Below are 17,645 nucleotides of genomic sequence, written 5' to 3' on the forward strand. Positions count from 1 at the left end.
GCGATGGACCGCTCAAAGCTCTACCGCCGTTTTCGCACCCTCCTGATCGCCAACCGCGGCGAGATCGCCTGCCGCGTCATCCGCACCGCACGCGCCATGGGGCTGCGCACGGTCGCGGTCTATTCCGAGGCCGATCGCGACGCGATGCATGTCGCGCTTGCGGATGAAGCCGTGCTGCTCGGGCCGGCGCGGGCTCGCGACAGCTATCTCAATGTCGAGCGGCTGATCGAGGCCGCGCGCAAGACCGGCGCCGAAGCCGTGCATCCCGGCTACGGCTTCCTGTCGGAGAATGCCGAATTCGCACGGGCCTGCTTCGATGCAGGACAGGTCTTCGTCGGCCCGACCGCCGGGATGATGACGGCGATGGGCTCGAAGTCCGGCTCGAAAGAGCTGATGGAGAAGGCCGGCGTGCCGCTGGTGCCGGGCTATCACGGCGAGGCCCAGGACGAGGCGACGCTTTCGAAGGCGGCCGACAAGATCGGCTTTCCCATCCTGGTGAAAGCCTCCGCCGGCGGCGGCGGCCGCGGCATGCGGATCGTGCGTTCGGCCGACGAGCTCGCGCCCGCGATCGTCAGCGCCAAGCGCGAGGCCAAGGCCGCGTTCGGCGACGACCGCATGCTGATCGAGAAATATGTCGACAATCCCAGGCATATCGAGGTGCAGATCATCGGCGACAGCCACGGCAATCTGCTCTCGCTGTTCGAGCGCGAATGCACGTTGCAGCGCCGACACCAGAAGGTGATCGAGGAAGCGCCGTCGCCGACGCTCAATCCCGCGCAGCGCGAGGCGGTTTGTGCCGCCGCGCGAAAGGCCGCAGGCGCGGTGAACTATGTCGGTGCCGGCACCATCGAGTTCGTCTCCGACGGCAAGGACGTTTTCTTCATCGAGATGAACACGCGTCTGCAGGTCGAGCATCCCGTGACCGAGCTGATATCAGGCGTCGACCTCGTCGAATGGCAGCTGCGCGTCGCCTTCGGCGAGGCGCTGCCGTTGAAGCAGGACGAGATCAAGCTCAACGGCCACGCGGTCGAGGCGCGCGTCTACGCGGAGAATCCGACCAAGAACTTCATGCCGTCGGTCGGCAGGATCTCGACCTGGCGGCTGCCCGCCGAGACCGGTGGCCTGCGCATCGACGCCGGCTACCGCGAGGGCGATAGCGTCTCGCCGTATTACGACGCCATGCTCGCAAAGATGATCGCATGGGCGCCAACGCGGGACGTTGCGATCGAGCGCCTGAACCGCGGGCTGGAAGAGTCCGACGTCCGCGGCATCGTCACCAACATCCCGTTCCTGTCGGCGCTGATGACGCATCCGAAGGTACGGACGAATGCGATCGACACCGGCTTCATCGAGCGTGAGCTGGCGGTGCTGACACAGGCCGCGCCGGCGCCGGGTGAGCTCGAGCTGTGCGCCGCGGTGGCCGCTATTATCAGCGACGAACGACAGGCGGCACAGGCGGAGGCGAATTCGCCCTGGCGGACCTTTGGCTGGCAGCCGGTCGGCCGCCGCCAGCGCAGCTTTGCTTTTCGCGTCGGTCACGGCCCCGAGCAGAAGATCGTGCTGAACTACGGCAGCGGTCCGTCGACGCTGATCATCGGCGAACGCGAATTGGCATTTGCGATCGCGCCGCGCGACGGCGGCTTCGACCTGACGCTTGACGGCGTCAAATCGTCGGTCGCCGCGGTCGTCGCCGGCCATGAGCTTTACCTGCGCACGCGCAACGGCCGCTTCGACCTGCATTGGGTCGATCCGTTCGGCGGCGAGAGCGAGGAGCATATCGGCGAGGACAAGATCGCGGCGCCGCTGCCGGGCACCGTCGTCGCCGTGCTGGCCGAGGAGGGGGCCAAGCTCGAGAAGGGCGCGCCGATCCTGACGCTGGAAGTGATGAAGATGGAGCAGACGCTGCGCGCGCCCTATGCCGGCGTCTTGAAGTCCATCAAGTGCAAGGTCGGCGACATCGTGCAGGAGGGCGTCGAGCTCGCGGTGGTCGAACCTGCGGGAGAGTGACATGAGCGACCCCGTCCGCATCATCGAAATGGGGCCGCGCGACGGCCTCCAGAACGAGAAGACACCCGTCAGCGTCGAAGCCCGTATCGCCTTCGTCGAGGCGCTGGTCGCGGCCGGCCTCGATACTGTCGAGGTCGGCGCGTTTGTCTCGCCCAAGGCGATCCCGCAAATGGCGAGCTCGGATGCCGTGCTGCGCGGCGTGAACCACATCAAGGGCGCCGAATTCCACGTGCTGGTGCCCAACGAGAAAGGCTATGACGCAGCGCGCGCCGCGGGCGCGAGAGTGGTCTCGGTGTTCGCCGCGGCCTCCGAGGGATTTTCTCGCGCCAACATCAATTGCACGGTCGCGGAGTCCATCGAACGGTTCAAGCCGGTGCTGGCGCGCGCCAAGGCCGATGGCGTGAAGGTGCGCGGCTATATCTCCTGCGTGCTGGGCTGTCCGTTCGACGGTGAAATCAAACCGAAGGCCGTCGCGGATCTCGCCAAGACGCTGTGGGATCTCGGCTGCTACGAGGTCTCCCTCGGCGACACCATCGGCGTCGGCACGCCTGATAAGGCCAAGGCGATGCTGCGCGCGGTTGCCGCCAACATTCCCGCCGCCAATCTCGCAATGCATTTCCACGACACCTACGGACAGGCGCTCGCCAATCTCTATGCCGGCCTGGAGGAGGGCGTCCGCGTCATCGACGCTGCCGCCGGCGGCCTCGGCGGCTGCCCCTACGCGCCGGGAGCGACCGGCAATGTCGCGACCGAGGACGTCGTCTACATGCTCGAGGGCATGGGGATCAGGACCGGCGTCGACATGGACAAGCTGCTGGCGGCCACGAACGCGATCAGCGGCGTGTTGGGCAAGCCGCCGGTGAGCCGGGTGGCGTCAGCACTGAATGCGAAGAGGAAGCGGGCGGCTTCGTAGGTCTTCGCCATTGTAAGCGCAGGTGCCGTAGGGTGGGCAAAGGCGCCTAGCGCCGTGCCCACCATCTTTTTATGATTGAGACAGGTGGTGGGCATGCTTCCGCCTTCGCTCTTCGAGCTACGGCGGACAAGTCGCTTTGCCCACCCTACGAGACCTGCGCTCAGGCAGCCTTCAGACCCACATCCGGCAGGCGCGGCCGGCTCTTGAGTGCCTTGGCCATCATGGCCTCGACCTCGGCCTTCTCCTGCGGCAGCAGCGCGAGGCGCGGCGGCCGGGTCAGTGCGGTACCGCGGCCCATGATGTGCTCGCACAGCTTGATGCACTGGACGAGGTCGGGGCGCGCATCGAGATGCAGGAGCGGCATGAACCATTCGTAGATCGGCATCGCCTCGGCGAAACGCCCGGCCTTGGCCAAACGAAACAGCGTCTCGCCCTCGCGCGGAAAGGCGTTCGACATGCCGGAGACCCAGCCCACGGCGCCCATGGCGATGCTCTCGACGATGACGTCGTCGAGGCCTGCGAACAGCACGAAGCGGTCGCCCACCATGTTCCTGGTGTCGATGAAGCGCCGTGTGTCGCCGGAGGAATCCTTGAAGCACACCACGGTCTCGACGTCAGCGAGCGAAGCCAGGATGTCAGGCGTCACGTCGTTCTTGTAGATCGGCGGATTGTTGTAGAGCATCACGGGCAGGTCGGTCGCGGAGGCGACGGCGCGGAAATGCGCCGCGGTCTCGTGCGGCTTGGACGAATAGACCAGCGCCGGCATCACCATCACGCCGTCGATGCCGACGCGCGCGGCTTCCTTCGCCGTCTCGACCGCAAACGCCGTGGTGAATTCGGCGATGCCGCACAATACGGGCACGCGGCCGGCAGCGACCGACTTCGCCGTCTCCATGATCGCGACCTTCTCCTTGCGCTCCAGCGAGGTGTTCTCGCCGACCGAGCCGCAGACGATCAGGCCCGAGACGCCGTCGCGGATCAGACCGTCCATCACCTTCGCGGTTGCGTCGATGTCGAGCGAAAGATCGTCATGGAATTGGGTGGTGACGGCCGGGAAGACGCCTTCCCAGGAAACGCGGCGGCTCATTGATTTGACTCCAAGTAAGATTGCCGGCGGGGGGCTGGATCCGCCGGGCGCGGTGAAGAGGATGGCGGGTGGGATCAGAGCGTCGCGCCGACCTTGCGCAGCTCGGCGAGAACCGGTGCCTTGGGCAGCCAGATCTTGTCGAATTCGGCGATGACGGCCTCGGTGTCGCCCGCCGGGACCTGGCGGATCGGGATCGGCGCGTTCTTGAAGTTCTCGATCAGCGCTGGCTCGTTGCCGGCGAGTTCGTCGATCTGCGCATCCAGAGTCGCCTTGACAGTCTTGGCGATCAGCTCGCGGTCGGCGGCGGGGAGCGACTGCCAGACCCGGCCGGAAACGACGGCCGCCATCGGCATGAAGACGGCATTCATCTGCAGGATCACCTTCGACACCTTGTCGAAGCGTTGATTCCAGGAGAATTCGAGATCGGCCTCGAGTCCGTCGACCTGGCCGTTGGCCATGGCGTCGAACACCTGCGGCGTCGGGATCGGCGTCGGTGCCGCGCCGAGCGAGGAATAGAAATCACGATAGACCGGCGTCGGGTTGATGCGCAGCTTCATGCCCTTGATGTCGGCGAGCGTCGTCAAATCCTTCGACGAGAACACCGCGCGCATGCCGGTGATGCCCCAGCCGAGGCCGATGGTGCCGGTCTCCTGCGGCAGCACCTCGAACAGCTTCACGGCCGCCGGATGCCGCACAAATTTCGCCACCGCCGGCGTCGAGCGCACGATGTAGGGCGCGTTGATCGCGGCGATGTGCGGCACGCGCGAGCCGAGCTCGGCGGCCTGGATGAAGCCCATGTCGAGCGCGCCGGATTGCAATTGCTGCATCATCGCGGGCTCGTTGCCGAGCTGGCCGGAGTGGAAGACGGTCAAGGTCAGGCGGCCGTTGGTTGCGGCCTTGAGATCGTCACCGAATTTGAGCGCGGCCTTGTTCCAGGAATGGCCGTTCGGAGTAATCAGGCCGAGGCGGAATTCCTTGGCCTGGGCGAGCGCCAGCGACGGCGCAAACACCGATGCGGCGGCACTGGCGGCGAGAAAGCGGCGGCGTGTAAGCGGCATGGTCGGGCTTCCTTTTGAACGGGACTATTTGATGAGGATCAGCGAGAGCGACGGATAGAGCGAGAGCAGCACCAGCAGGACGCAGGAGATGACGAAGAAGGGCAGCGTCACCATGAACATCTTGCCGGGCTTGGCGCCGGTGACGGCGGCCGCGACGAAGAAGCAGAGCCCGACCGGCGGCGACAGCAGGCCGAGCACGAGATTGATCACCACCACGACGCCGAAATGCCGGGGATCGATGTGATAGACCTCGGTTGCAACAGGCAGCAGGATTGGCACCGTCATGATCAGGCCGGGAATGCCGTCGATGACAGTGCCGATCACCAGCAGGATGACGTTGCAGATCAGCATGAAGCTGACCGGGTCCTTGGCGGCCGTCTGGATCCAGGCAGCCGTCTCCTGCGGCACCTTGCCGAAGATCAGGACCCAGGAGAACACCGCGGCGGCCGCGACCAGGAACAGCACGATCGCCGAATAGATCGCGCTGCGCAGCATCATCTGCGGCAGCTGCGAGAACTCGAACTCCCGGGTCCAGTATTTTCCGACGAGTGCGGCGGCCACAGCGCCGACCGCGGCGGATTCCGTCGCATTGGCGAGACCGCTCAGAATCGTGCCGACGATGACGACCGGGATCAGCAGCGTCGGCGACGTCCGCAGGATCGTCATGACGCGCTGGCGCGGCGTCTGATAATCCGCGCGCGGATAATTGTAGACATAGCCCATCAAGGCGATGACGAGGCAGAACATCACGGTGAGGATGACGCCCGGCACGATGCCGGCGATCAGCATGTCGCTGACCGAGACCTGCGCGAGCACGCTGTAGACCACGAACATCACCGAGGGCGGGATGATGGGGCCGAGCATGCCGCCGTAGGCGGTCAGCCCCGCAGCAAACGTCTTGTCGTAACCCTTCTTCTCCATCTCCGGCACCATGATCTGGGCCATGATCGCGACCTGCGCGGTCGCCGATCCCAGGATCGAGGAGATGAACATGTTGGCGAGGATGTTGACGTAGGCGAGCCCGCCTTTGAGCGAGCCGACGAAGGCCATCGCCATGTCGACGATGCGCCGTGTGATGCCGCCGCCATTCATGATCTCGCCGATCAGGATGAAGAGGGGAATCGCGATCAGGCCGTAGCTGTCGACGCCGCCGAACAGCTGCAGCGGATAGGACTGGAACAGCACGGGATTGCCGGATGCCGCGATGTAGACGAGGCCGGCGAGGCACAGGCAGAGGCCGATCGGCACGCCGACCAGCATGAAAACCATAAAGGCCGCCGACGTGATCATCAGTTGACCCCGTCGAGCTCGGAGAGCTGGAAGCCCTTTGGCGGCACGCGCGGCACCAGGCTGAGATCTTCCAGCAAATTGGCGAGGCCGTGAACGGTCATCGACACCGCGAAGATCGGCAGCGTCAGGTAGAGCACCCAGGTCGGCCAGTTCAGCGTCTGGGTGTGCTCGGTGTACAGGAAGTTGAAGGTTTCGGCCGCGAGCTTGCGCCCGTCGAAGCCGGCGCGGGCAAGGCCGATCGGATCCATCCAGAGCACACAGGTGACGATCAGGGCGGCGCCGAACACGACGACGAGGCCGGTCGAGATCACCTTCGCGATTTTCTGGTGTCGCCCCGAAAGACGCTCCGTCAGCATGGTGACCGCGAAGTCGAGCCGCAGCCGCGTCATCGCGGAGGCACCGATGAAGGTCAGCCAGACCACGCAATAAACAGCGGATTCGTCGATCCAGTAGATCGGAAAGCGCGCGTAGCGAGTGACGACGTTCACCAGGATCAGGCCGGTCAGCACATACATCAGGCCCATCAGCGCAAGGCGCTCCACGGCGAGCAGGGCGCTGGAGGCGCGAATGACCATCCGTCGAACGCCGAACGCGCGGTTGGCCGGGATCGTCTGCTCGATCATGAAAGAGGCCCCACACCCCGAAAATTGTCGTGCTATCGACAAATGTATAATTTATACAATCTGAGTGTCAAACGGAGATTGCGGTCATTTCGGCGGCAGGCCGCGCTTTTGCTGGGCACGCTGCTTTGTGGGACGCCCGGCTTTTGCTGGAGCGCCCGACATGCAAGAGAGAGACCGCTTCGGCCGGACGAGTCGGGAAGGACAACAGAAGGTCAGATGAAACAGCCTCTGAAGCATCGCACCCTGTCGGCCGCGATCGTCGACCAGCTCAGGCAGGCGATCCTCGACGGTACCTATCCGGCCGGGTCGCAGTTGCGGCAGGATGCGCTCGGCGAGGCCTATGGCGTCAGCCGCATTCCGGTTCGCGAGGCGCTGTTCCAGCTCGAGGCCGAGGGACTGGTGCGGATCGTGCCGCAGAAGGGCGCCATCGTCTCGGAGCTGTCTCTGGACGAGATCAACGACGTGTTCGATCTGCGTTGCATCCTGGAGCCGCGGCTGCTGGCGCAGTCGGCGCCGCGTTTCTGCGCTGACGATTTCGACGGGCTCGACGACATCCACAAGCGCTTCGAGAAGGCGATCAAGGCGAAGAACGTCAGCGAATGGGGACAGCTCAACGCCGACTTCCACATGGCGCTTTACGTGCACGCCCCGCAGCCGCGCACCCGCGCGATCGTGCTGTCGCTGCTCCAGACCAGCGACCGCTACACGCGTCTCCAGCTCTCCAACACCAAGGCGATGGGGACCGCCGAGAAGGAGCACGCCCATATGATCGCGCTCTGCCGCGCACAGAAGGTCGAGGAGGCCTGCCGCTTTCTGGAGCGGCACATCGAAGCCGTGCGCAAGGATCTGTTGCAGGTGGTGGCGATCGCGCCGCGATCTCGGCGGAAGAGCGAGCCATGATCAATGCGCTCGTAGGGTGGGCAAAGGCGCATGGCGCCATGCCCACCATCTCTCCGTGACCGCAATCGCGAATGGTGGGCACGCTTCGCTTTGCCCACCCTACGGCAGCCGTGATTGCTGTTACCTGCTCCCGTCCGGCCCCATCACCAGATCCGGCAGCCCGGTCGAAATCGCCGGAAAGAAGCACAGCAGCAGCACCGCCAGCATCATCAGCAGCACGAACGGCAGCGTGCCCCAGATCACCTCGCGCAGGGGAATGTCCGGTGCGACGTTGCGGATGACGAAGATGTTGAGGCCGACCGGCGGGTGGATCAGCCCCATCTCCATCACGATGGTCATCACCACGCCGAACCAGATGATGTCGAAATTGGCGGCACGCAGCGGCGGCAGGATGATCGGCGCCGTCATCAGGATGATCGAGACCGGCGGCAGGAAGAAGCCGAGCACGACGACCATGACGAGGATCGCGAACAGCAGCTCCCAGCGCGGCAGGTGCATCGCGACGATGGATTCGGCGACCGATTGCGAGATGTGCAGATAGCTCATCACGTAGGAATAGAGCAGCGACATGCCGATGATCATCATCAGCATGGTCGATTCCCGGATCGTCGACTTCATGATGGGCGCAAGGTCGCTCGGCCGCCACACGCTGTAGATCGCCGCGATCAGCGCCAGCGCCAGCAGGCCGCCGAGGCCGGCGGTCTCTGACGGCGTCGCGTAGCCGCCATAGAGCGCGATCATGACGCCGGTGAGCAGCAGCACGAACGGGATCACGCGCGGCAGCACGCTGAAGCGTTCGGCGAGCGTGTATTCGTCGCGGGCGAGAATCGCAGCTTCCGGGCCACCGTTCTTGTAGATCGCTTCTGCGGCGGCGTATTCCTGACGGAAGCGGATCACGGCGTAGGCGCCGAACAGCGAGACCAGCAGCAGGCCCGGTCCGATGCCGGCGAGGAACAGCCGTCCGAGCGATTTTTCGGCGGCGACTGCGAACAGGATCATGGTGATCGAAGGCGGCAGCAGGATGCCGAGCGTGCCGCCGGCAGCGATGATCCCTGCGGCAAAGCCGCCGGAATAGCCGCGCTTGCGCATCTCGGGGATGCCGGCCGAACCGATCGCCGAGCAAGTCGCAGGCGAGGAGCCCGCCATCGCCGCGAACAACGCGCAGGCGAACACGTTGGCGACGCCGAGCCCGCCGGGCACGCGATGCAGCCAGGCATGCAGGGCCGAATAGAGATCCTGGCCGGCGCGCGACTTGCCGATCGCGGCGCCCTTCAGGATGAAGAGCGGGATCGACAACAGCGTGATCGAGGCCATTTCCTCGTAGACGTTTTGCGTCACCGTATCGAGGGACGCCGCCGGCATGTAGATGCCCATGAACACGACCGCGACCGCGCCGAGCGCGAACGCAATGGGCATGCCCGAGAACATCACGAGCAGCGTCGCAACGCCGTAGGCAACGCCGATACCGAACACGCTCATGAACGCTTGGCTCCGGTAAACGGCAGCGCAAGCTGCACGAGGATCTGGATGCAGAGCAGGCTCATGCCGAACGCCATCAGCGAATAGGGAATGGCGAGCGGCGGCGACCACATCGAGTTGGAGACCTGGCCGTCGACATAGGCCTCATGGGCCAGCGTCCAGGACTTCCAGGTGAAGAAGGCGCAGAACAGGAACGTGAAGGCGTCGACCAGCCAGAGCCTGATCCGGTTCGCGAGCGGCGAGAGCAGGCCGACAAAGGCCTCGATGCCGATATGGCCGCGGTTCTGCTGCACATAGGCGGCCGTCATGAAGGTCGCGCCGACCAGCAGGAACACGGCGGCCTCGTCCTGCCAGTAATTGGCGGCCTTGAACAAGGCGCGGCTGAGCACGCTGTAGCTCAGGATGGCGCAGGCCGCGACCAGTGCGATCGCGGCGAACACGACGATGATGCTGTTGAGGATGGCAAGACCGCGATCGATCGCCGCCGCAAGGCCGGTCCCTGCGGCAGCGATGGTTTGATCGTCACGATCCGGAAGCGGACCGTGGCTCATGCGGCGACGTCGATGGCGAGCTTGAGCAGGTTCGCCGCGGTCGCGGTCTTGGCGCTGTAGTCCTTCCAGGCGGTGTCGCGGGCGATGTCACGCCACTTGCCGACGGTCGCGGCGTCGAGCACCGAGACCTTGGCGCCGGCCTTCTCGTAGACCTTGGCGACCTCGACGTCGTCGTCCTGCGCGCCCTTGCGGCCGAAGGCCTCGAGCTCGGTGCCGACCGCGAGCAGGATGTCCTGCTGGTTCTTCGGCAGCTTGTCGAAGATCGCTTTCGACATCATCAGCGGCTCGAGCATGAACCAGTAGGAGGCGCCCGCGCCCGAGGTCAGGGACTTGGCGACCTCTTCCAGACGGAACGAGATCAGGCTGGTCGAGGAGGTGATGCCGGCATCGCAGGCGCCGGTCTGCATCGCCGCGTAGATTTCGTTCGAGGGCACCGACAGCACCGAGGCGCCGGCGGTCTGCAGCACCATGTCCATCTCGCGCGAGCCGCCGCGCACCTTCAGGCCCTTGGCGTCTTCCGGCGCGACGATTGGCTTGGAGCGGCTGGCGACGCCGCCGGCCTGCCACACCCAGGTCAGCAGGATGATGCCCTTGTCGGCGAGAAAGTCGGTCAGCGCCTTGCCGACCGGCTCCTTCTTCCAGCGCAGGCCCTGGTCGTAGGTGGTCACGAGGCCGGGCATCAGGCCGATATTGGTCTCCGGCAACTCGCCGCCGGCGTAGGGCATCGGATAGAGGCTGATGTCGAGCGCGCCCTTGCGCATCGCGGAGAACTGCGCGTTGGTCTTGATCAGCGAGGAGTTCGGATAGATCTCGGCGGCGATGTCGCCGTTGCTGCGCTTAGCGACTTCAGCAGCGAACATACGGCAAAGCCGGTCCCGGAAATCACCCTTGTCGATGGTGCCGCCCGGGAACTGGTGCGAGATCTTCAGCGTGGTCGCGGCCTGCGCGGTGCCGGTGCCGAAGCGGAGAATGGCGGGTGCGGCGACCGCGGTCGCGAGCAGATGGCGGCGCGTGAGCATGGTGTGATCCCTCTGAGCGTTTCTTCGAACGGTTCTTGTTGGCGTGATTTGGGCGGGTCATTTGACCGGCACGTAGGCCCATCCTAGCCGGTCTTTCACCCGATATTCTCTCATCTGATAGTTCGAGACCGAATGCCGCGGCAAGGGGGGTGGTGACCGTGCTGCGCTGCACACATCCGCTTTCCACCGCAGGCCCCGGCCTCCCTAGAACGGCGGATCGCAGCAGGCTCGTCAAAAATTTATCTCGCGGCGAGGTAACAATGCGAGGCGTCCATCCGTCGAGATTGAATAGCGGCGTCCGTCGCTGACAAACACCATCTCGAAGGAAAGATGATCCATGACCATTCGCACCCGTATCGTGCTCGGCGTCTCCGCTGCCGCACTCTCGCTCGGCCTCGCGCTCGCGCCGGCCGCCTTTGCTCAGGACAAGATGGGCAAGGATGACGGCATGATGAAAAAGGACACGATGTCCAAGGACGGCATGATGAAGAAGGACACCATGTCCAAGGACGACGGCATGAAGAAGGATCACATGTCGAAGGACGGGATGAAGAAGGACGACGGGATGATGAAGAAGAACTGATCTTCGACTGTCGTCCGCAGCAGACGGACGTGCGTCGAAAACCCAGGGGCGGTCACGTTGACCGCCCCGGAATAGTCAGTTCAACTTCAGTTGAACGCGACCGGGAATGCTACTTGCGCTTGGCCTTGCGGGCGGCGTAGCGGGCGTCGCGCTTGGCCTTCTGCTCGGCCTCGATTTCAGCCTGCTTGGCGATCGCTTCCTCCGCCTCGCGGGCGATCCGGGCTGCCTCTGCCGCTGCGGCCTCTTCCGCGATACGCTTCTGCTCGGCCTTTTCGGCCTCGCGCGCTGCCTTTGTCTCGGCGCGCTTGGCCGCGAGGGCCTCGCGCTCGGCGCGTCGTGCCGCAACCGCCGGATCGTCGTGACCGGGCTGCGACTTGAATTTGTTCAAAAGATTTTTGCGTGCTTCCTGCGCCGCCTTTTGTCGGTCGGAGAAGCCTGGTTCCCTGAATCCACTCATCGAACGAACCTTGTCTTCCTCACTTTCAGCCCTACATCACTGCGTGTTGGTACGTCGGCTGGGCATAGCGGGCGCCACGCGACGCAGAAGCGTGTACATCGGCGCGCGTCGCGAAGCCACCCATAATCGCAGCCGATCAGGTAGACGAAAAATCGCCGCCCCGACGATCTCGTAGCCCGGAAAAACTGCCGAATTGTGATGTCCCTCATAAGGGAGCACGCGGGCGACGCCTAGCGTCCGCCCCGATACGAGACGGAGCACGGGCATGACGTTCTTCCGCTTCCACCAAAAGGCGCTCGCAATCGCCTTGGCCCTGATAGCCGTTGCCGGCGCGGCGCTGCTGCTCGCTCGTCCGCAGCCCATCGAGAGTGCCGTCCTGGGTGCCGACTGGGAATGCACCCAGACCGCGTTCGTGCTCACGACCTGTGCACCGCGGCTCCAACAGGCGATCCCGGCGGTCGAAACCTCGCGCAAGGATGCGATCCGGGCGACCCGAGGCTGAACCCGACGAACTGGGCTGATCGGGATGTGACGGGACGTCGCAGAGGTGGTAAGCCGGCACGCCCGCGCGGTAGGTAGCCATGTCCACGTCCAAGCTCGAGTCCAAGCCCGAACGGGGCGAAAAGCCAAAATCCCAGCCGAAGCCTCAACCCGGTGATAACCGCCGTGGCGCGATCGCCGGCTTGATCATCGCGATCCTGATCCTCGGTGTCGGCTGGTGGCTCGCGCGGGACCTCACCGCGGCCAGCAAGATGCAGGACTGCCTGATGTCCGGGCGGAGCAATTGCAACGTGATCGAGCCGGCCCGCTAGAAGCGGTCCAGCACGGCCCGTCGAGCCGAAAAAATGCCGTGATCTTAACCATTTGTAACGCGACATAGCTGACCAAAGCAGGTCAGCTATGTCAGCCGGCATCAAGCCGAGCGCGATCCGAATCGTCTATCGCGCCAGGCACCACGGCATTCGAGAGAGTAGGGGTCAAGCACGCATGAGTGCGTCCAGCCGCATGAAGATCATCATTTCCTTGGTTTCGGCCATGTCGTTGCTCGCGCTTTCGGCACAGGCCCAGGACGCCGGGCCGTCGAGGGACGCAAGGCCACCAAGGGACGCCGGCCAGCCTCCGGCCCGCCCGGGCGCAGGGGCACCGCCTCCGGACAGTCAGAACATGCGCAGGGGCCCGCCGCCGCAGCAGGCGGCCCGACCCGCGCCGCAGCCCGGTGGCCAGCCCCATGCTGGTCCCGGTCCGCACGGCGCCGGCGGCCCGCCGCCGGGACGCCATGTCGCCCGTGGTCCCGCTCCGACGCGCGACTGGGGCGGACAGGCCTATCGTGGCAATCGCTCATGGGATGGTGGGCGCTGGCGCCACGAAGTCCACAACGGCCGCTCCGGCTGGTGGTGGGACGTTGGCGGCGTCTGGTATTATTATCCGCAGCGGATGGCCGGTCCGCCGGCCTACATCTCCGAGGAGTATTACGACGACGTGCCGGTGGCCTATGCCCCGCCGCCGCCTCCGGTCGCCTATGCACCGCCACCTCCGCCGCCGCCGGCTGATCCCGGCGCGAGCGCGCTTGGCGGCGCCATCGTCGGCGGCGTGCTGGGCGGACTGATCTCGGGTAACGCCACAGGGGCTGCCGCGGGCGCGGTTCTCGGCGGCGCGACCGGAGCCATCGCCGGTGCCACCGCCGCATCCCAGCCGGGCTACTACTGGGCGCAGGGCAATTGCTACTACCGCTATCCGGACGGGCAGTACGTGGCGACCGATCCGCGAGCGTGCCGCTAAGGCAATGGTCGCATCCTGACCTGAAAGAGGCGGGCGAAAGCCCGCCTCTTTTGTTCTGGTGCCGCCAACCGATTGTCTCGATGCGCATGTCGGCGCGACGTTCGGCGGCGCACAACAACTGCCTCAAAATAGCACTGGCTCCCGGTGCCGCTTCACGCGATTCTCAAAAGAAAAAACGTTGGGAACACGATTCGCGGGGACGTGGGACATGCTGGATGCAATCCAGATCAGCTTGGCGCTTTGGGCCATGATCGTTTGCGGCGGGATCAAGCTGGGGCAGGTGGTGCACTGCCTGTTCTAAAGCGCGATGAGATTTGGATGAATCGTCATCGCGCTTTCGGTTGTTGTTTGCGCATGATCTTTCCGGAAAACCGCTTCGCACTTTTCCGGATCATGCTTTAGCGCACGATCGCTGCCGCGAGCCTTGCTCGCCAGCGCGACGGATCGGCCTGCGTCACACGAGCCAGTTGAAGAACGCAATCGCGCCCCAGACCAGGCCGGCGATCCAGGCCAGCATCACGATGCCGATGGTCCCGAGATAGGCGATGCCGAGCAGGTCGGTCCTTTTTCGTTGCGTCGGGACGTTGGCCGGAGCTGCTGCTTCTTGTGTCATGACGGGAAATACCATCGATGCCTTCGCGGGCTGCTGGAGCGTCGAGACATGGTCTAACCGAGATGCAGGTCGCGGACTGTGACACAATTCACAGATCGCCTGGATGAAAGCCCAGCCAAATGGCTTCGCAATCAGCGCATGCACGCAGTGAAGCAGTCGTGCCGGCCGTTTGCCTCAGTCCGGCAGACGCGGACGTTACCCCGCAATCATACGGACGAAATTGCCATGGGCTTGTCCAGATGGCCGGCTAGAGTCGGTCTCATGTGTACCAAGTACGACCCACAGCACGAAGCGGAGGCCGCGATGAAGCGGGCCGCGGCATCGGAAGGCGCCGATCGGCAACGGCTGATCCAGTTGGCGCTGGCCTGGCACGAGCTGGCCCGCGAGCGGCGCGACGAGCGGGCGGACTGAGGGCAAACGCAGGGGAATTTCGCGTCAGACGATGACGGGCCGAGCCCGGCCGATAGGTTGATCTGCATGAGAAAGCCCCGTGCTCGGGGGACAAGCACGGAGCCCTTCAAAGCCGACCGGGGCTGGCAGGTCGGCACCACCTGATTTCAAGCCATCCAACGTGCAGGTCGTGATCTCGTTCCCCGCCGCTGTGCATTTTGTTGTGCTCTGCTTGATACGCCTGGCGTTGCGCGGGGCAACGCCTCGCTCACGCTCAGGAACCTCCGTTCCCCGCGGACGTTGGCCGTCCATGACCGACCCCGAGTTACGCGCCCAATCCTTCGACATTGCCTGGAAATATCTCGACCGATCCGGCCTGCTCACAGGCGAGCACGAGGACTCCGCTCGCTTCATCCTGAACCGGATCGATAGGTTGATGCTGCGAGGAGAGCGGCGCAGGCTGTTGTTGTCGAACGCTGCGATCGACGCGTACCTGCTGCGGCCGACGCTCGTGCCCATGGCTACGTGATCGATCTGACGAAACGCGATGTTAAGAAAGGCGCAGCGCCGATTTTGCGATTACGATTCGTGCTTTTGGAACGAAGCGGAGTCGGATCGTGAACAAACAAAATGCCCCCGAAGGGGCTCAATGTTCAGGCGGCTTCCGTCTTCGGCACGGCGTCGGCATTCATTGAGAGCTTGACGACATCGCCTTCGACGGCACCCACATATTTCGTGTCGATGTAGTGATGATGGTCCTTGTGACCTTCCGGGCTGTCCTTCCGCGTCAGCTTGATGCGGTTGCCCTCGACTCGGTCGACCGTGCCGACATGTACGCCGTCCTTGCCGATGATCTTCATGTGCTCTCTGATCTCAGACATGTTGTCCTCCTTGCACCGTCTCAACGGCCAGGATGGACGTTCGTTGCAGCGGGCGCGCGTTGGACCCAAGGCGATTTCCGCACGTTGTCATCCGATCGGATCTGCCCAAGACGCGCATGGAGACCATTCAGGCCTATCTCGAACGGAAGCACTGGGAACTCGGGCTGTTGAATGACTGCCTGAGGCATCGGCTCGATTTGACGCGTCCGCGATCGGTCGACGAGGTCGTCAGGTCTAAATTCCAGATCACTGCGGCGCTCAGGGCAGAGCACGAGCTGCACGAGTGGAAGGCAACGGAAACAGCCTGGTCGCACACCGCCGATCCCGTCAGCGGGCCCTTCAAGTTCAGTTACGATTACCAGCGTGCCGATCTTACGGTGCGCGGTCCTTCCTTCTATGAGCTCGACGGCGGCTGCATGAGCGCGGCGATCTATACTGCCTCAGGCATGGCTGCGATCTCCGCCGTGCTGCTCGCCTCCGCGCAAATCGTCGAGAAGGCTGATTTGCTGGTGCTTCCCGGCTCCTATGGCGAGACACTGGAGCTGATCCGGGGTCTTGTTCCTCATCTGCGGCTCGCGGCTTTGAGTCTGCCGCTGAGCGATGCGTTTGCTTCGGCGAATTCCCCGAAAATTCTTCTGTTGGATTCCTGCTCCCGCGCCGGCGCTTTTGAGGCGGCGATCCGAAGCGACGGCTCGGGTCTCGATCTCGTGATTTTCGATACAACATGCTTCGCGGGCAGCTCGGGCCGGATCCGGCGCGTCCTGAGCTGGGCCCGGCGATACGGAACTCCACTGGTGCTGGTGCGAAGTCACAACAAGCTCGATTCGCTCGGGGCGGAATATGGCCGCCTCGGCTCGGCGGTTTTCGTGCAGGGGAATGAGAACCGGCAGCGGGCAGGGCGGCCTGATTGGACACGTCTCGCAGCCGAAACCCGGAACGCGGTGCGGCTTCTCGGCGGCGCGGCGTTGCCGGCGCACTTCCCGCCCTTTGTCGGCAGCGCGGTCTACTGGGCCCTCACGAAACGGCGTGTTGCGGCGATCCTGCGCAACGGCCGAAGCATGGCCCGCCATTTCGCTGCAAAGCTCCCGGCGCTCTCGGCCGAGCTCCATTTCGCCCACGGTCTCTACGTCACCTTGCGGGGTAGGCGCCCTCTCGACGAGGCGAGCGCGCGGCAGGCCGCCGAGGACATGAGCAACGAACTGCGCGCCGAGGGCCTCCCGATTCGCCATGCCGGCAGCTTCGGTTTCGACTTTGCTGCGACCGAGTGGTTTCACGACGCGACCACGGATCAATATAGTGTGCGGGTGGCGGTCTCGGATTTGCCGACAGAGGTCTGGGGCGATCTCACCTCAGCGATTGCGCGCTGGTGGCAGGTTAGTCAGTCGACTGGTGGCAGAGGATGAATGTCGTCGCTTGCGCGGACGAGGGCGTCTCGATCAGTCGATCGCCAGGCAATGCTCCAGGGCCGGCTTTTCGTTGTTGTCGCGGCTGGGACGCGCCCACTCCTGAACGGCGAAGGCAAGGTGATGCTGGCCCATTCCAGCGCCAACGATCGATGCCTGAGCTACCTTGATGGGCCTTGTGACCACACTGGTGTTCACCACGCCTGCGTCGATTGCCAGATACGACATCGCGACGATCGCCACCGCAGATGCGATAGCCATTCTCGTCCATTCGGTAGGAAGCATCGGAGTCCTTAACGCGGGCGCAACCCGCCCGGCGCATACATAGGGCTGATCTGCGCCGTTCAAAGGCCGGCGTATGGTTACCCACGCGTTCGTGAAGGGCGGTGGATTTAATGAGACTGGCGATCCCAGCAGGACTCGAACCTGCAACCCGCGGAGTAGAAATCCGCTACTCTATCCAGTTGAGCTATGGGACCGTCGCTGCGCCGACCTCGGTTTTTGAGGCCGGCTGTTCATCTACCATGCCAAATATGAAAAATATCGTCTTTCGCCAAGTCTGAACCGAACCCTTTTCCTCAGAGCCGCGACAAAGCGAGACGGTGGCATGTC

At 64.3% G+C, this 17,645-nt stretch carries 20 protein-coding genes and 1 tRNA gene; 9 read left to right on the forward strand and 12 right to left on the reverse strand.

The window, feature by feature from the left end:
• Positions 1–3: 3 nt before the first annotated feature.
• Positions 4–2,007, forward strand: coding sequence for an acetyl/propionyl/methylcrotonyl-CoA carboxylase subunit alpha (locus tag GGD62_RS02905; RefSeq protein ID WP_183706998.1), 2,004 nt, complete (start codon positions 4–6; stop codon positions 2,005–2,007).
• Between the two features lies 1 nt (position 2,008).
• Positions 2,009–2,920 (forward strand): hydroxymethylglutaryl-CoA lyase, encoded by a 912-nt coding sequence (locus GGD62_RS02910; RefSeq protein WP_183706999.1) that lies wholly within the window; start codon positions 2,009–2,011, stop codon positions 2,918–2,920.
• Positions 2,921–3,080: 160 nt separating this feature from the next.
• Here GGD62_RS02910 and GGD62_RS02915 read toward each other — a convergent pair whose 3' ends face one another.
• From GGD62_RS02915 to GGD62_RS02930, 4 genes are all read right to left on the reverse strand, one after another.
• Positions 3,081–4,007, reverse strand: a complete 927-nt coding sequence (locus GGD62_RS02915) for a dihydrodipicolinate synthase family protein (RefSeq protein WP_179730528.1) — start codon at positions 4,005–4,007, stop codon at positions 3,081–3,083.
• Positions 4,008–4,081: 74 nt separating this feature from the next.
• Positions 4,082–5,065 carry a TRAP transporter substrate-binding protein gene (locus tag GGD62_RS02920; protein WP_183707000.1) on the reverse strand — a complete coding sequence of 328 codons (984 nt, stop codon included), beginning with the start codon at positions 5,063–5,065 and terminating at the stop codon, positions 4,082–4,084.
• Between the two features lie 24 nt (positions 5,066–5,089).
• The gene (locus tag GGD62_RS02925; protein WP_028144739.1) at positions 5,090–6,355 is read right to left on the reverse strand and encodes a TRAP transporter large permease; all 1,266 of its coding nucleotides are present in this window, start codon (positions 6,353–6,355) and stop codon (positions 5,090–5,092) included.
• Positions 6,355–6,978 carry a TRAP transporter small permease gene (locus GGD62_RS02930; protein WP_183707001.1) on the reverse strand — a complete coding sequence of 208 codons (624 nt, stop codon included), beginning with the start codon at positions 6,976–6,978 and terminating at the stop codon, positions 6,355–6,357. The genes GGD62_RS02925 and GGD62_RS02930 overlap by 1 nt, the downstream gene beginning before the upstream one ends.
• A 216-nt stretch (positions 6,979–7,194) precedes the next feature.
• Between GGD62_RS02930 and GGD62_RS02935 the strand changes: the two genes are divergently transcribed.
• The gene (locus GGD62_RS02935) at positions 7,195–7,878 is read left to right on the forward strand and encodes a GntR family transcriptional regulator (RefSeq protein ID WP_183707002.1); all 684 of its coding nucleotides are present in this window, start codon (positions 7,195–7,197) and stop codon (positions 7,876–7,878) included.
• A gap of 120 nt (positions 7,879–7,998) precedes the next feature.
• Here GGD62_RS02935 and GGD62_RS02940 read toward each other — a convergent pair whose 3' ends face one another.
• The 3 genes from GGD62_RS02940 to dctP are packed head-to-tail and all read right to left on the reverse strand — an operon-like array spanning position 7,999 to position 10,927.
• Complete coding sequence (locus tag GGD62_RS02940) at positions 7,999–9,357, reverse strand: TRAP transporter large permease (RefSeq protein ID WP_018323135.1); 1,359 nt, start codon at positions 9,355–9,357, stop codon at positions 7,999–8,001.
• Positions 9,354–9,908, reverse strand: coding sequence for a TRAP transporter small permease (locus GGD62_RS02945; RefSeq protein WP_092258376.1), 555 nt, complete (start codon positions 9,906–9,908; stop codon positions 9,354–9,356). The genes GGD62_RS02940 and GGD62_RS02945 overlap by 4 nt, the downstream gene beginning before the upstream one ends.
• On the reverse strand, positions 9,905–10,927 hold the full coding sequence (gene dctP / locus GGD62_RS02950) for a TRAP transporter substrate-binding protein DctP (protein WP_179730524.1): 1,023 nt from the start codon (positions 10,925–10,927) through the stop codon (positions 9,905–9,907). Before dctP ends, GGD62_RS02945 begins: the two co-directional genes overlap by 4 nt.
• Before the next feature lie 337 nt (positions 10,928–11,264).
• Between dctP and GGD62_RS02955 the strand changes: the two genes are divergently transcribed.
• The gene (locus GGD62_RS02955) at positions 11,265–11,510 is read left to right on the forward strand and encodes a pentapeptide MXKDX repeat protein (RefSeq protein ID WP_018323138.1); all 246 of its coding nucleotides are present in this window, start codon (positions 11,265–11,267) and stop codon (positions 11,508–11,510) included.
• A gap of 109 nt (positions 11,511–11,619) precedes the next feature.
• Here GGD62_RS02955 and GGD62_RS02960 read toward each other — a convergent pair whose 3' ends face one another.
• Entirely contained in the window at positions 11,620–11,967 is a 348-nt protein-coding gene (locus GGD62_RS02960; RefSeq protein ID WP_018323139.1) for a DUF6481 family protein, read from the reverse strand.
• Between the two features lie 265 nt (positions 11,968–12,232).
• Here GGD62_RS02960 and GGD62_RS02965 point away from each other — a divergent pair, with 265 nt between their 5' ends.
• From GGD62_RS02965 to GGD62_RS02975, 3 genes are all read left to right on the forward strand, one after another.
• Positions 12,233–12,469: a hypothetical protein gene (locus GGD62_RS02965; protein WP_026202882.1), complete on the forward strand. Its 237-nt coding sequence runs from the start codon at positions 12,233–12,235 to the stop codon at positions 12,467–12,469.
• Between the two features lie 79 nt (positions 12,470–12,548).
• A complete protein-coding gene (locus GGD62_RS02970) occupies positions 12,549–12,779 on the forward strand; it encodes a hypothetical protein (protein WP_179730522.1) in 231 nt (76 codons plus the stop codon).
• A gap of 175 nt (positions 12,780–12,954) precedes the next feature.
• A complete protein-coding gene (locus GGD62_RS02975; RefSeq protein ID WP_018323141.1) occupies positions 12,955–13,746 on the forward strand; it encodes a hypothetical protein in 792 nt (263 codons plus the stop codon).
• 454 nt (positions 13,747–14,200) lie between these two features.
• On the opposite strand, the gene GGD62_RS02980 is transcribed toward GGD62_RS02975, so the two are convergent.
• Positions 14,201–14,359: a hypothetical protein gene (locus tag GGD62_RS02980; protein WP_183234219.1), complete on the reverse strand. Its 159-nt coding sequence runs from the start codon at positions 14,357–14,359 to the stop codon at positions 14,201–14,203.
• A gap of 700 nt (positions 14,360–15,059) precedes the next feature.
• Here GGD62_RS02980 and GGD62_RS02985 point away from each other — a divergent pair.
• Positions 15,060–15,278 (forward strand): hypothetical protein, encoded by a 219-nt coding sequence (locus GGD62_RS02985; RefSeq protein ID WP_018323145.1) that lies wholly within the window; start codon positions 15,060–15,062, stop codon positions 15,276–15,278.
• Between the two features lie 124 nt (positions 15,279–15,402).
• Here the strand turns inward: GGD62_RS02985 and GGD62_RS02990 are convergent, their stop codons facing one another.
• Positions 15,403–15,630 (reverse strand): DUF2171 domain-containing protein, encoded by a 228-nt coding sequence (locus GGD62_RS02990; RefSeq protein WP_179730520.1) that lies wholly within the window; start codon positions 15,628–15,630, stop codon positions 15,403–15,405.
• Positions 15,631–15,746: 116 nt separating this feature from the next.
• Between GGD62_RS02990 and GGD62_RS02995 the strand changes: the two genes are divergently transcribed.
• Positions 15,747–17,033 (forward strand): hypothetical protein, encoded by a 1,287-nt coding sequence (locus GGD62_RS02995; protein WP_183707003.1) that lies wholly within the window; start codon positions 15,747–15,749, stop codon positions 17,031–17,033.
• A gap of 33 nt (positions 17,034–17,066) precedes the next feature.
• On the opposite strand, the gene GGD62_RS03000 is transcribed toward GGD62_RS02995, so the two are convergent.
• Together GGD62_RS03000 and GGD62_RS03005 are read right to left on the reverse strand one after the other, a co-directional pair.
• Positions 17,067–17,318, reverse strand: coding sequence for a hypothetical protein (locus GGD62_RS03000; protein ID WP_018323148.1), 252 nt, complete (start codon positions 17,316–17,318; stop codon positions 17,067–17,069).
• Positions 17,319–17,435: 117 nt separating this feature from the next.
• Positions 17,436–17,512: transfer RNA gene (locus tag GGD62_RS03005), tRNA-Arg, on the reverse strand.
• Positions 17,513–17,645: the final 133 nt, after the last annotated feature.

The sequence above is a fragment of the Bradyrhizobium sp. ERR14 genome (assembly GCF_014198235.1).
Taxonomy (GTDB): domain Bacteria; phylum Pseudomonadota; class Alphaproteobacteria; order Rhizobiales; family Xanthobacteraceae; genus Bradyrhizobium.